Source organism: Anaerobacillus sp. CMMVII (assembly GCF_025377685.1).
GTDB lineage: Bacteria > Bacillota > Bacilli > Bacillales > Anaerobacillaceae > Anaerobacillus.
In genome coordinates this window covers 61001-74379 of the sequence record NZ_JACEHK010000003.1, presented here as the reverse complement: position 1 = coordinate 74379, position 13379 = coordinate 61001, and the positions used below count along the sequence as shown (strand labels likewise).

Genomic DNA, 13379 nt, shown 5'->3' with positions numbered 1-13379 from the left:
CAATATGCGATTTGTACTTCATATTCTACCTAAAGAAAGCGTTACCGTCAAGAGGTTTAAGGAAGCGCCAGAACCGTCCCCACGCTTCCTCGCCTCCTTATAGTAATCGTTGGAAGTGAAGTGTAATATAGGCAATTTGTGATGGTGGGAACTCAATCCCATATTCTTGCTTAATGTAGTCACAGATTTCCTCGGCATAGTTATAGGCTGTTTTATATTTATCTTTGATGAGCTTGAACATATCTTGGTCAATTGGTTCAAACGAACGGTCTTCTTCGAGCCTAGCTAAAGCAAAGCGCAAATGCGTGATCAAGCGCTGGTAATCTATACTTGATTCATCAATTTTTATCGTTAACTTTTCTTCTAACTTACTGATAAAATCATTTAATACTTCTGCTTTTTGCATCGTTTCACTCATAGATTTGCTACCCATTTTTGCGGTGTGTATATGAAGGGCAATATGCGCAACCTCGTCGTTAGGAATTTCAATCCCGAGCTCTTTTTGAATTTCTTCTTTTGCCCATAAGCCTATTTCAAATTCCTTTTTATATAACAGCTTAATTTCATTCTTAAGCTTGTTTTGGATCGTAAATCCCTGTTCCAGCCTTTCCAATGCAAACGATAAATGATCCGTAAGGGCGATATGAATATGGTCATTTAAGGGTTGCTCTAAATACCCTTCCGCATAATCAATCACTTTTTCCGCTAGTTCGATGTGTTTTTCCGGCAATGTAGCTAAGAGTTGCTGAAATTTTTCAGAGGATTGGTCCCGTAAAATAAACACCTTTTCAATTTTATGCTTCGGGATGATATCATTCTTCCGTTTTTGAAAAGCAATACCGTTCCCCATAACAATTTTCTCTTTCTCACCATCAACGACAACAACGGCATTGTTATTTAAAATTCTATCTATACGCATTTGGAAACTCTCCTACCATCAACTTCATAAAATAATATCCATACATGCATTAAACCATGATCAATTATTCGAAGCAACAAGGGAAGCGTGGGGACGGTTCTGCTGCTTCCTCGCGCCTTCCTTCAATTTCTTTATTTTGCTTTTATAACCAAGTACGAAAGTATAACTTATGAATAGTTTAATAAAGAGAATGGACTAGAAAGGAGTTTTTAGAATGGCTATTGAGGTTAGCGTGATTATTGTATCTTATAATCGTTATCCACTAAACAAACTCACACTTTATTCACTTAAAAAACAAGATTTTGATCTGTCAAAAGTTGAAGTAATTTTTGTCGATGATGCTTCTACGGACCGTACGCCTACTTTAGAAAAATATCGTTTTCCTTTTACATTTCAATATGTTCGTAATTCGCAAAATCTCGGTCGAGCCCGCTCAAGGAATGTTGGCATTCAAAAAGCCAGGGGTAAAGTTCTATTATTTCTAGATGCTGAGGCAATTGTCGAACCGAATAATATCTCACTTCATTATGCTTATCATCAAAAATATAATAAAGCCGTAGTTACTGGAGGTAATTTTTATAAGTTATACAGCTATCTCCTGCCTGAATTTAATGAATGGGAAAAACAAAGCATCGAAAAATTCATGCACAAGAACGAAAAGTATAGAAAGAAGGTCCTAAAAAGGCTGACAATTTCCACCAATGACTTTTCTAGTATTTTAAACACTACAAAGCCAGTAAAAGTGATTGGTCGAAGAGACATTAAAAGATATAAAACACTTCGAAAGCTTAGTGAACCCAAAATATACGAGTCGCGAATTATTAAAAAACTAGGAAACAAAGTTGAAAATTATCACTTATCATGGCTTTACTGTATTGGCCTTAATAAATCAGTAAGAAAAAGCTTTATCGAAGAAGTAGGTAGTTACGATGAAAATTTCCAAGGTTGGGGAGCAGAGGATTATGAATTTGGTTATCGCCTAACAAAAGGAGGAGCAATTTATTTTGCCGATCCAAATATCTATGTTTACCACCAGGAACATCCGGTTGGACCAACCAGAGACTATGAAGCAGCAAAAAACATCGTATATTTTCAAGAGAAACATCCGGATATAGATGTATGTATTAAATCCTTACAATTCATTAATTTGGATGATGCAAATGTTTTAGAGGATGCTGTAAGAGACTATTATCGCCTAGAGGAAGGTTTTCAATTATTCAAAGATACAATTTTAAAAATGTTACAAGAGATACCAAAAATAGTGTCAAATAATGATCTACCTATAAGCAATCTACTTGAGAGAGTTGGTATTTCATATAACACTGAAACTAGCAATCAGCTTATAAGAGAAAGGGATTTAATTGCTTCAAGTGGAAAATGCGAAACTTTGGTTATGGCCTTTGATAAACTTACTTCATTATAAAGTCCACTTTTTTTAAAAATAGGATGCCATAGACTTGGCATCCTATTTTGGTTTAGATTTAATTAGGTCTTAAATATTCTCTTTGCATATCTTTGATAGTACTTTTTCAATGGATGGTCGGAATTCCACGGTTTATTCTCACCGGTGTAGTGAATAATTGCCGGTTTTATTTTTAGTTTCGGAATATGGTCTGTCTGATAATTCCATTTGGCCTCCAATTCAAACCATTGATTATAAAGGACAGCGTTTAGCACATCTTGAGCACCATACTTAATTTTATTAGAGTGCGTATTGATAAAGTTACTAATTTTATCCTTTATCTCAAGATCTCGCCATTTCTTTAAGTTAATTAAAAGGACACCAGCATTAAAATATTTGGCTTCTGCTGGCATCAGGAGATCACTATTCCTGGTTTCCATTACGGAAAAATCCTCGACTGCACCTACTATAAATGGGCTGATATCGGTGTTCCACAGCTCAGTAATGTCTTTTCTAACAATAACGTCACTATCTAAATAGAGAACTCTATCAATAGTCTCATCAAAGAAATCAGAAATAGATAATAGATAATAGTTTTCTTTAGTAACATGATCAAATGTCTTTAACCTACGATACATTGCCGTATCTATTTTTTTAAAGCGAATTTTTGCTTTATATTTATTCACAACTTTCTTTAACAAGGACTTATTTTTTCTTTGGATGTTGCTATACATGACATATATTTTTATTGGATTTTCTGATTTTTTCTTTTTTAATAATGATTTCAACATGACAGCAAGATGTATTGCGTAGTTGTCGTCTGTTACAGTAACAACATGAATTGTCGTAGCCTCTTGATCTCTAGGCTCAATTGTCTCGTTCAAATATTTGTTCTTTACATCCCTAATTACGTTATTCATTTTCTCTTTATCGAACTTTGCTTGAGAGTAAATTTCACCTAAATCCAAATTGTTTTGTCTATTCGGATTATTTTCATAGCCTACAACCGGGTGCCATAAGTGATTAACAGTATGCTCTAATCTCTTATAAGGGCCACAAATAGTACTAACTGCACAGCTGAAAGCTTGGTCTTCTCCGCCCCAGCCTAAAAATCTTTCATCAAAACCCCCAACCTCCAAAAAACTTCTGCGACTAATGACGTTTATACCTCCAACCCAATCAAAGTCGTAGTCTTTAGTATCAACTAACTCGAAATCTGTTATCTCCAAAGGCCAAGTTGGTGTCTCTTTTACCAATACTCTTGAATTTTCTTCAGATATTCTTTTTATATATTTGTAGGGTATTACCCAAGGTGCATTTCCTATTTCTATATGTTCAATTGATTCCTTGATAACGTTTGGGTCGCAAAAAATATCTGCATCTACTAAAACAAATATATCTCTCGTTGCTTGCTTTGCAGCATTGTTAATGGCCTGAGATCTATTAAAAAGATCATCATTAGAAATCCCTACACAAATTTCAGCTTCTGGATAAATATTTTGATAAAATGTCTTGATCCAATTGAAATTAATATCTCTAATACCATGGTCAGGTTTATAGGGTATTAGAAACGAGATATTCTTAAACATTAACACACCTCCTAGTTGTAATAATGGAAGCATGGGGCATGGGGACGGTTCTGCTGCTTCCTTAGGAAGCGGCAGAACCGTCCCCGTGCTTTTGCCATCTCCAAGAATCTTCACACATTTCCTCTAGACTTTTTGTTGCCTCCCAATTTAGCTCTACTTTTGCTTTTGATGGGTCTGCGTAACAAATGGCAACATCTCCGGGACGTTTGTCTACAATTTTATAGGGAATTTTTCTTTGTGAGGCTTTTTCAAATGCTTTAACAATTTGTAGTACGCTATAACCCTTTCCTGTTCCAAGGTTGTACGCCTCCACCCCTGCAGCAGAACTGACTTTTTCTAACGCCTTTATATGGCCCTTCGCAAGGTCAACTACATGAATATAGTCTCTGACTCCGGTTCCATCAACCGTAGGATAATTGTTACCAAATACTTTTAATTCAGCGAGCTTACCAACCGCTACCTGAGTTATATATGGCATAAGATTGTTTGGAATTCCAGCCGGCTCTTCACCAATACGGCCACTTTTGTGTGCTCCAATAGGATTAAAATACCGTAAAAGAGCAATACTCCAATTCGGATCTGATACGTAAAGGTCACGGAGAATTTGCTCAATCATTAGCTTTGTCTGCCCGTACGGGTTTGTTGCATGTAGTGGAAAATCTTCAGAAATTGGTACGCGCTCAGGCATTCCGTAAACAGTTGCCGAAGAACTAAATACGAGTTTTTTCACGTTATACTTTTGCATCAATTCACAAAGAACCAATGTTCCAGTTATATTATTTTGATAATAGCGAAGCGGCATTTCTACAGACTCACCTACAGCTTTTAATCCGGCGAAATGAATCACAGCGTCAATCTTATGTTTTATAAAAACTTTTTCAAGTTCCTGAGAATTTACAAGATCCACCTGATAAAAAGTAACATCCTTCCCTGTAATTTCGTTGATCCGTTCTACTACTTCTGCTTTGCTATTCACTAAACTATCTATAATAATCACGTCATACCCCGAGTGAAGAAGTTCAACACACGTATGACTACCAATGTACCCCGTACCTCCCGTTACAAGTATCGACATTGCCACTACTCCTTTAGTGTTTTCTATCTCATCCTTGTATTGTATGTTTGAGAGGTGTTTCTTGATTGGTTACTAGTCTAGGAAGCGTGGGGAAGCGCGGGGACGGTTCTCGTGCTTCCTTATGAGGAAGCAGCAGAACCGTCCCGGCGCTTCCAAAATCAAAAGCAGCCCTTATGAGAGTTACACTCTCATAAGGGCTGCTTCATTAGTCAAAAAACCGTTTCTTAATGGTGAAAGTCACCAATTAACTAGTAAAAGTGGAGTTTGCAATAGCAGTTATTAACGTCGAAGTCAAAGCCTTACCCACTTACCTATAGAAAAAATTAATCAAACGTTTAATTAAAACTAAGAGGACCTAATATTTTCTGTAATTAACCGATTAACTTAAAACATTTGTTAAAAAGGAAACCGCTACTTTTCCCACCACTCTTACCTCGTATCAGCTCCTATTTAGGAAGCACCAGAACCGTCCCCACGCTTCCCTGCATCGAGTAACACTTGGTTTCGGCCTAAAAGAATAGCAAGGATGATAATGAGGACTCCGGTTCCTATTAACAACCATTCAATTTTGATAAAGTCGGCTATTGGACCGAATATTATCATTCCTAGTGGCATCATCGAGGTCGAGATCATCCCCATTACACCAAATACTCTACCTAAATAATCTTCTTCTATTTTCTCCTGTAATAAAACGGTCGCTGGTGTATTAAAAATTGGCATCGCAAGTCCGAATAAAGCCATGAAAACTAGATAAACCGAAAAGTGCGGAACAATACCGAGCGCAAACGTACAGGCTCCCATAATGACACTGGCAAATCCCATCGTTTTAACTTTATTTTGAAAGCCACCCCAGGAAGCGATCACACCTCCCCCTACCATCATCCCAATGGAGAACGCAATCTCAATTGCCGTCAGTCTCCACACGTCTTCACCAAAGCTTCGTGCCACTTGTAACGGTGTCAAAAACGCTGCTGGTGCCATTAATACAAAAAAGACTGCAAAGAATAAGAAAAATTTCTTTAAAAAAGCATTATTATTCACGTAATGCAACCCTTGTTTAAAGTCACTAAAGTAGCTTGTTGTTTGTTTTTCCGATGCCTTCTCATGCACAGCAATTTTTAAAAAGCCAAATAGCGTAATAATGGCGATTGCTGCCGTAATGACATCAATAAAGAAAATGATTTCAAGCGAAGTCAAAGCCAAAAGCGCGGCACTAACCATTGGTGATAGGAACATAATCACAGCTTGAATACTACCATTAATTCCATTTATCTTTGTCAGTTTATCCTTTGGTACAATTTGCGGTAGAATAGCACCTACAGCAGGCGTTTGAATCCCTGTCCCAAAGGCACGAATCGCCGCCATTACAAAAAGCAGCCAAATCGAATCAAAGCCAAGTAAAAAGAGAATCGCAAGGATTAGTGTCGCTACAGCGATAAGTCCATCTGCGAAAATAATCAGCATTTTTCGATTGTAGCGATCTGCCCAAACACCTGCAATTGGCGATAAAATAAAGGTTGGTATAAAACCGCAAATGATGTACAGCGTCATCATTAAACCTGATCCTGTCGTTAGCGTTACATACCACATAATGGCATACTGAACGAGAGACGATCCAAAAAGTGAAATCGTCTGGCTAGTAAGGAAGAGAGTTATGTTCCTTAACCATTTCTCCTCGAGATTATTATTTACTGTATTCACTTTCTACCCACTCATTTCTAAGGAAGCGTGGGGACGGTTCTCGTGCTTCCTTATCAGGAAGCAGCAGAACCGTCCCCGCGCTTTCTAACGATGTTGATCGATTAAAATTTGGTTGCCATCTGGATCTTCTATTGTAATAAATGCAGGCCCTTCTGTTGCTTCATCAGCTTCTTGTATTAATTTAACACCCTTTTCCTTCAACTCTTTTTGTAGTTCTCGAATATCTGTAAAATCTTCTAGATTTTCAGCATTTTGATTCCATCCTGGATTAAATGTCAGGAGGTTTTTCTCAAACATTCCTTGGAAAAGACCAATCACTGTATGTTCATTCTTCATGATAAGCCAATTTTGATTAATGTCCCCGCCTAAAGTTTTAAACCCCAATTCCTCGTAAAATGCTTTTGATCTATGGATGTCTTTTACACTTAAACTTACAGAAAATGCTCCTAGTTCCATTGTATCTCCTCCTCGTATATTGATCACATATAAGTTCTATTTTAACCAGATATTCCCTTCTTTACCTAGTTTCTTTTATATTCATGTGGAAATCTGTGCTAATTAGCCTAGGAACAGTAGAACCCGCGCACTCCCCAAGTCATAGCAAAAGAACCAGGTACGTATCTCATACCTGGTTCTATGTCCATCATTCATAGGATGAGCTATTCAATTTTGAGTTTTATCTTTTTAAAGGAAGCAGCAGAACCGTCCCCGTGCTTCCCTAGCAAAAAAACTATATAATAGAAATTGGGAATCTATTTTTTCACAGGGAGGAAAAGAGATGTCAGTTCAAGAGTTTTTAAATGAGCAAAATACGAAGATTAAAAGTCTACATCAAAACATTACTAATGCCAGCTGGATGGCCCAAACTACCGGGGAGAAAGAGTGGGCGCAAAAGGTTGCGGAGGCGCAAACGGAGTTTCGTACACATTTTTCAAATCCTGAAGCATTCCAAGCGATCCAAAAGTTTTTAACGGAAACAGAATTAACTGACCTAGAAAGAAGACAATTAGAATCGCTTCTAAGTACGTTCAGGGAAAATCAGCTTCCTAAGGACATTTTAAAAGAGTTATCACAACTATCCGCTGAATTGAATCATATGTTTAATACCTATGAACCTGAAGTAAATGGAAAGAAACTTTCAGCCAATGACATTCGCAATATTTTACTTAATAGCATGGATTTACAAGAGCGTGAAGACGCTTGGAAGGCTTCAAAAGAAGTAGGAAAAGTCGTTGAAGAAAAGCTACTAACGCTTGTTAAAACGAGAAATGAAGCAGCTAAAGCTGTTGGGTATGCCAACTATCATGAAATGTCGTTTGAAAATCAAGAATTAGATCGCGAAGAAGTCTTTTCGATTTTTCAAAAGCTGATTGATCTTTCAGATAGCACTTTCCGACAATTGAAAAACCAATTAGACGAAGAGCTAGCTGCGAAGTTCGGGATTGCGGTTTCTGAATTACGACCATGGCATTATGTAGATCCTTTCTTCCAAGAAGCACCAGCTTCTGAGGAAACAAATCTTGACCCATATTTTAAAGGTCAAGACATCGAGAAGCTTACGGCGGATACATTTGCTGCCATGAACATTCCAATTGAAGATTTGTATGCAAAAAGTGATATGGATCCACGTCCTGGGAAAAATCCAACAGCCTTTTGTATGGACATGGACCGTAACGGGGACACTCGTGTATTATGCAACAACCAGCCAAACGCCTACTGGATGGGAACGATGCTCCACGAATTCGGTCACGCAGCCTACTTTAAATACTTAGATAATGAGCTTCCTTATATCCTAAGATCGCCGGCACACACCTTAACAACCGAAGCGATTGCGATGTTATTTGGGAAAATGACCGAAAATAAAGAGTGGTTAGAAACGTTCGTAAAGCTTGATAAAGATCGTTTAGAAACACTTGCACCAGCCCTTGAAAAATATGAGCAGTTAAAGATGCTCATCGCAGGACGCTGGATTATTACGTTCGTATTTTTCGAAAAAGAACTATACGAAAACCCAGATCAAGATTTAAATGCACTATGGTGGAAGCTAGTGAAAGACATTCAATTAGTTAACCCTCCAGAAGATCGTAATCTACCAGACTGGGCAGCAAAAATTCACTTTACCCTAGCACCTGTGTACTATCAAAATTACTTACTAGGCGAGCTAACTTCTGCTCAGCTTCACCAACATATTAAAAACGAGGTTTCTGAACAATTTTTCAATCCAACAGTTGGGAACTTTCTAAACGAACAGTTCTTTAAGCCAGGCTCCAAATACCACTGGAACGAAAAGATTGAACGAGTCACAGGTCAAAAGTTAAATCCACAATACTTTGTCGATGCGTATTGTAAATAGTTTCTGTATTGTGGGGTCTGACCCCCAGTCCGTTAAAGCGGTAAAGTAGGACAAACCAACAAAAGAAAGCAACTCTACTGAAAAACTATTTTCATAGAGTTGCTTTTTATTTTGAAGCATGGGGACAGTTCTGGCGCTTCCGCAGGAAGCAGCAGAACCGTCCCCATGCTTCAAACTTTGGAGATCCAACGCACAGGCATTAGATCCTAAGAAATTATTGCTGTAGCAGCAATGAATGAGGTATACTTATATTAGAAAATATACACAATAAAAAAGTGACTGAGTGCAGAAACACTCAGTCAATGCAACAACACATGCCGCATGAAGAACGGCTGACCTTATGAATTTTGATGTTTAACAGCAGAAATAACCGCTAATCCATTGGTCGTGGGGGCGGTTATTTCTCTTTTCTATTGGTGACGAGTGTGATTATTGCTACAATCGCTGTTATTGTTATTATAAATAACATACATAGTTGAATTGCCATGTTCATTGCTTCAAAAGTCACCATGATTACCACCTCCCTTCGGGAGATGGCCAACCGCCCATCCGCTTTATGTGTTGCACCTTAATTATAACAAACACTAGTTCTCATAACTATCATTCTATTACATTATTTAACCTACATTCTTCGACAAATCTCGAGTAGTTACAGTGACGAATCACAATGGATATAATAATTTAATCCACGGGAATAAGTACTATAAAAAAACTATCTCATAAATGAATGAGGTACCTTTTTTCATTTGCATATTAATAAGCATGGGGACGGTTCTGGCGCTTCCGCAGGAAGCAACAGAACCGTCCCCGTGCTTCCTGCGGTCCTTCAGTTGACTTTGGTATAAATTCTAATTATTGTTAATTTATTATGTAATTGAAATGGAAGCGATGTTTGTGAAAATCCGCATTATTGTGCCACTCGTAATACTACTATTAATAGTTTTAACTAGTTGTCAAAAGGAGCAGTATAAAATGATAAGGATGAATTATGGAAAATACCATTTTCCCGAAAAACTGGAACATGTCATTGAATTGCAAAAACAGTTAGACAAAGACGGTTTATTAGAACATGGAGATTTATTAGGTTATTATTTTTCATACGATGGTCTAGATTCACGTTATTTAAATACACCACTTGATGTAATATCATTGCTAGACCTGGGTCAGATGGTATCCATTATGGCTTTCTCACTGATTTCGGAAAAGTAAGCGACTTAAGCAATGCTTATATTGTACGTGTCTCTCCAATGGACTTTGACGCCCCTGTAAAAATTGTCGCAAGAAATTTTCACGATTTTTTGAGAATCATGTCCTTTTCTCCAAACGCTCTTGATATTTTTGATATATCTACAAATAAAAGTGAATTTAAAGAAACTACTGATTTTAATAATGAAAGACAAGCAAAAGTCCGTGAAATGTTCACTCAAAAATTTCAGCTCGAACCAATAGACTCTTTATATGAATATTTGCAGAAAGTGAAACAGGAACGAGAGAACGAGATTGTTGTAACAACAGAGGACGGTATCGGAGTTGTTAATCAAAATATAAACCTCGAAGTGAAGCACCCTCCTATTTTTGATTTTGAAAAAGAGGAAAATTTAACAATCAATAATGTAAAACTCTTTTTGAAAACTCAACGTTAGAATCAAAATTAGTATTCTTGCGAGATGCTCAATCTAAGGGTTTACTATTTGATAATGAAGAAGTTAAGCTGTACCTCAAAGAGCAATTACGTTCTTTAAATTTACACGATGAAGCAGAAAGATTATCTTATCCAGAATAAGCTTTTTAATAAGGTTATAGAATTGCCTTTTCTAATAAAGCATAGAATTTTTAATAAGAAAAGGGACGGTTCTGGTGATTCCGTAGGAAGCAGCAGAACCGTCCCCACGCTTCCTAGACTCCTAACATTTCACTTAGGGTGTAGCCAGAATCAAGGATTGTTCGACCATTAGAGCTTAAGTAAAACTCTGTTGCACTTGTATTAAACCCTTGGTAACTTGCACTCGTTTGAGAGGCGGGACTAGAAACATATCTAGCATTGGTTATCGGGCCATTTACTTCAGAAGCACTAAAAACAAGTATCGAACCCTCATTAATTCCTACAGCTGCCGCTTGTGGATTTCCATTTAAAGACGGAACTCTTTGTTGCGTTCCAATTCCACTTGTAATAATTAGTGGTGGACCTGATATCGACCATACATTAGCCTCATTACCAGGCACTTCACACACCGTGATGGTATCACCTGTCCAAGTCATGACCAATCCGAAAGGAGAAACGTACTTATTCCCTGGCAGTAGATTTGAGGTACCTGAGGGGGCTCCGTTTAATCCAGACGTAAGTGGAATCGCACCTGTCGGATCGCAAGCAGGTAGCAGTGTAGGTGGAAATACCGGTTTGTTACTACAATGCAAAACCTCTTTGATATAACGTATTGATTCAGCTAAACGACACTCCACTTGCTTTAAATTTCCGCAACGAGCATCTTGGCGTGCTTTTTGCAACTTGTCGATTAAACGATCTAACTTCTTGTTACAATTTTTCTTATCGCAACCTCCACAGCAATTACATCCCATATAATCAAATCCTTTCATAGATTCGGATATAATATAATATGCATTCCTCCAACGATTTGTGGGGACAAATTACTTTATTTTTGGTAAATTAGGTATAGCTTCCATATATCGGCAGTTCCTACTGCCAATGAGACTAATCATATTTGAACTAATAACTGGTTGTGACGGACGGTTCTGGTGATTCCGTAGGAAGCAGCAGAACCGTCCCCACGCTTCCTAGGAGGGTTATATTTGTTTGATGTTAATATTATTGAAGTTTTTGGGACTATTTTTTCATGGGGTTTGGTGATATTTCTTATTTACTATTATTATCAAAAACAAGAGATAAAGCCGAAAATCTGGAAGGCTATTATCGCAACATTGATAGGGTTATTTGTTTTTTCTTTTAACTTTCCCGTGTTGGGTACGATTTTTAAAATTCCAATTTTACCTTTAGGGGTCTGGATTTTACTTTGGTATGCCTCTAGTAGAGGGTCATGGGGAAAATACCGTCGTTTTGCATGGCTTGGTTTTTTTGCTAATTTTATTTTTCTTGCAACTACGATTTTAACTGTTCTGCTTCATCATGCTGTTTATCCGAAAAGTGATCTCGCAACATTTGTTGCATCTTATGAAGATGCAGCTATTCTTCCACTCCACCCTTCCGCAAAGGAAGTAACACTTGATAACGAATTGCAGCACCTGCTCACAACATTCGTGGAAGAGCCAATTAATAGTGTAGAGTGGTATAACGGAATGTTTGAAGTAGAGCCTAATGAAAGGGAGGAACAATTTCCTTATTACCTAAGTGGGACTTCTTCAAAATGGGGAAGTGGAATTCCTAAGATGATTTACGTTGAAAAAGACGGAAAAGGTATTTTAATAGATTCCTCTGAAAAACAGCGCTATTTTCGCAGTACTCAATCGCTTTTGAAAGGTGGCAATGAGTAATGAAACAGAAAAAAATCTGGATCCCTACAAGTATTGCTATCTTACTCGTAGTTATGGGGAGTAGTTATTTTTACTTTTTTTCAAAACCAACAGAATTTCTACCCGAGAATGTCCTAATTGAAAGGATCAATAGCTTTTATCCTAGCCATGAAATTGAAGTCCAGGATGTCGTTTTTTTAGGAGATACACATGTGTTTGTTCCGTTCATTTCAAATGGACGTCATGGTTCAAGTTTTTGGATATGGAAAAATCGAAGTTGGGAGCTCGGTGAAATTAATACTATTCAACAACCTTATGTTTGGAAGCTTGACCCGAAAGACCCCTCCAAGTATTTTGTCGTTTGGAATATCGCTGTGGACAACGATATGAAGGAGTTTGATATTTACTTAGTGAATAAACGAGGCTATCGGGTAAGTTATGATGTGCATCACTATTCACCAAGAGTTCAGCTTAGCTTTACTGTGGATTACGAAACAGTAGAAAATTCCTACGGTGTAACTACATTACCGAATGACTGGATGACTTTTCTTGATTCTTTTCTAAAGGTAGAGAATTCAAAACAACCAGATCCATCAATCTTTAGTTTTTTCCAGCCGAGTAGCGTCTATTTCGCGTGGATGCCATACGATGAGAACCGTGAAGTGAGTTTTCCAAACTCGCCAAATGGAACGGGACATGGATTCGGAGAACACCACTTACAATATTTATCTACCATACCGGATTATGAGTTAGAGTAGTTTTTTGGAAGCGTGGGGACGGTTCTCGTGCTTCCTCATCTAGAAAGCTAGAAACCTGATGAAGCAGCAGAACCGTCCCCACGGTTAAATTCCCCA

13 protein-coding genes are annotated in these 13379 nt (G+C 37.7%); 6 read left to right on the top strand and 7 right to left on the bottom strand.

What is annotated here, in order from left to right; genetic code table 11:
• Positions 1-97: 97 nt before the first annotated feature.
• Positions 98-919: a PRD domain-containing protein gene (locus tag H1D32_RS07670; protein WP_261177687.1), complete on the bottom strand. Its 822-nt coding sequence runs from the start codon at positions 917-919 to the stop codon at positions 98-100.
• 214 nt (positions 920-1133) lie between these two features.
• Here H1D32_RS07670 and H1D32_RS07665 point away from each other — a divergent pair, with 214 nt between their 5' ends.
• The gene (locus tag H1D32_RS07665; RefSeq protein ID WP_261177686.1) at positions 1134-2342 is read left to right on the top strand and encodes a glycosyltransferase family 2 protein; all 1209 of its coding nucleotides are present in this window, start codon (positions 1134-1136) and stop codon (positions 2340-2342) included.
• A 62-nt stretch (positions 2343-2404) separates the two neighbouring features.
• Here H1D32_RS07665 and H1D32_RS07660 read toward each other — a convergent pair whose 3' ends face one another.
• From H1D32_RS07660 to H1D32_RS07645, 4 genes are all read right to left on the bottom strand, one after another.
• Positions 2405-3910 carry a glycosyltransferase gene (locus H1D32_RS07660; protein WP_261177685.1) on the bottom strand — a complete coding sequence of 502 codons (1506 nt, stop codon included), beginning with the start codon at positions 3908-3910 and terminating at the stop codon, positions 2405-2407.
• A gap of 61 nt (positions 3911-3971) precedes the next feature.
• The gene (gene galE, locus H1D32_RS07655) at positions 3972-4985 is read right to left on the bottom strand and encodes a UDP-glucose 4-epimerase GalE (protein WP_261177684.1); all 1014 of its coding nucleotides are present in this window, start codon (positions 4983-4985) and stop codon (positions 3972-3974) included.
• 450 nt (positions 4986-5435) lie between these two features.
• On the bottom strand, positions 5436-6686 hold the full coding sequence (locus tag H1D32_RS07650; protein ID WP_261177683.1) for an MFS transporter: 1251 nt from the start codon (positions 6684-6686) through the stop codon (positions 5436-5438).
• Between the two features lie 84 nt (positions 6687-6770).
• Positions 6771-7142 (bottom strand): VOC family protein, encoded by a 372-nt coding sequence (locus H1D32_RS07645; protein WP_261177682.1) that lies wholly within the window; start codon positions 7140-7142, stop codon positions 6771-6773.
• A gap of 322 nt (positions 7143-7464) precedes the next feature.
• Between H1D32_RS07645 and H1D32_RS07640 the strand changes: the two genes are divergently transcribed.
• Positions 7465-9039: a M2 family metallopeptidase gene (locus H1D32_RS07640; RefSeq protein ID WP_261177681.1), complete on the top strand. Its 1575-nt coding sequence runs from the start codon at positions 7465-7467 to the stop codon at positions 9037-9039.
• A gap of 397 nt (positions 9040-9436) precedes the next feature.
• On the opposite strand, the gene H1D32_RS07635 is transcribed toward H1D32_RS07640, so the two are convergent.
• A complete protein-coding gene (locus H1D32_RS07635; protein ID WP_261177680.1) occupies positions 9437-9550 on the bottom strand; it encodes a putative holin-like toxin in 114 nt (37 codons plus the stop codon).
• Between the two features lie 461 nt (positions 9551-10011).
• Between H1D32_RS07635 and H1D32_RS07630 the strand changes: the two genes are divergently transcribed.
• Both H1D32_RS07630 and H1D32_RS07625 read left to right on the top strand, forming a co-directional pair.
• Positions 10012-10248, top strand: a complete 237-nt coding sequence (locus H1D32_RS07630) for a hypothetical protein (RefSeq protein WP_261177679.1) — start codon at positions 10012-10014, stop codon at positions 10246-10248.
• Between the two features lie 38 nt (positions 10249-10286).
• Positions 10287-10682, top strand: coding sequence for a hypothetical protein (locus H1D32_RS07625; protein ID WP_261177678.1), 396 nt, complete (start codon positions 10287-10289; stop codon positions 10680-10682).
• A gap of 253 nt (positions 10683-10935) precedes the next feature.
• Here the strand turns inward: H1D32_RS07625 and H1D32_RS07620 are convergent, their stop codons facing one another.
• The gene (locus H1D32_RS07620; RefSeq protein WP_261177677.1) at positions 10936-11616 is read right to left on the bottom strand and encodes a hypothetical protein; all 681 of its coding nucleotides are present in this window, start codon (positions 11614-11616) and stop codon (positions 10936-10938) included.
• A gap of 231 nt (positions 11617-11847) precedes the next feature.
• Between H1D32_RS07620 and H1D32_RS07615 the strand changes: the two genes are divergently transcribed.
• Both H1D32_RS07615 and H1D32_RS07610 read left to right on the top strand, forming a co-directional pair.
• On the top strand, positions 11848-12546 hold the full coding sequence (locus tag H1D32_RS07615) for a hypothetical protein (protein WP_261177676.1): 699 nt from the start codon (positions 11848-11850) through the stop codon (positions 12544-12546).
• Positions 12546-13283: a hypothetical protein gene (locus H1D32_RS07610; protein WP_261177675.1), complete on the top strand. Its 738-nt coding sequence runs from the start codon at positions 12546-12548 to the stop codon at positions 13281-13283. The genes H1D32_RS07615 and H1D32_RS07610 overlap by 1 nt, the downstream gene beginning before the upstream one ends.
• Positions 13284-13379 lie beyond the last annotated feature (96 nt).

What these genes read in the sequence shown, in the direction of transcription:
- H1D32_RS07625 (WP_261177678.1), top strand. Translation starts at nt 10,287, where the DNA reads ATGGACTTTGACGCCCCTGTAAAAATTGTCGCAAGAAATTTTCACGAT.
- galE (WP_261177684.1), bottom strand. Translation starts at nt 4,985, where the DNA reads ATGTCGATACTTGTAACGGGAGGTACGGGGTACATTGGTAGTCATACG.
- H1D32_RS07660 (WP_261177685.1), bottom strand. Translation starts at nt 3,910, where the DNA reads ATGTTTAAGAATATCTCGTTTCTAATACCCTATAAACCTGACCATGGT.
- H1D32_RS07630 (WP_261177679.1), top strand. Translation starts at nt 10,012, where the DNA reads ATGATAAGGATGAATTATGGAAAATACCATTTTCCCGAAAAACTGGAA.
- H1D32_RS07640 (WP_261177681.1), top strand. Translation starts at nt 7,465, where the DNA reads ATGTCAGTTCAAGAGTTTTTAAATGAGCAAAATACGAAGATTAAAAGT.
- H1D32_RS07665 (WP_261177686.1), top strand. Translation starts at nt 1,134, where the DNA reads ATGGCTATTGAGGTTAGCGTGATTATTGTATCTTATAATCGTTATCCA.
- H1D32_RS07635 (WP_261177680.1), bottom strand. Translation starts at nt 9,550, where the DNA reads ATGGTGACTTTTGAAGCAATGAACATGGCAATTCAACTATGTATGTTA.
- H1D32_RS07620 (WP_261177677.1), bottom strand. Translation starts at nt 11,616, where the DNA reads ATGGGATGTAATTGCTGTGGAGGTTGCGATAAGAAAAATTGTAACAAG.
- H1D32_RS07670 (WP_261177687.1), bottom strand. Translation starts at nt 919, where the DNA reads ATGCGTATAGATAGAATTTTAAATAACAATGCCGTTGTTGTCGTTGAT.
- H1D32_RS07645 (WP_261177682.1), bottom strand. Translation starts at nt 7,142, where the DNA reads ATGGAACTAGGAGCATTTTCTGTAAGTTTAAGTGTAAAAGACATCCAT.
- H1D32_RS07610 (WP_261177675.1), top strand. Translation starts at nt 12,546, where the DNA reads ATGAAACAGAAAAAAATCTGGATCCCTACAAGTATTGCTATCTTACTC.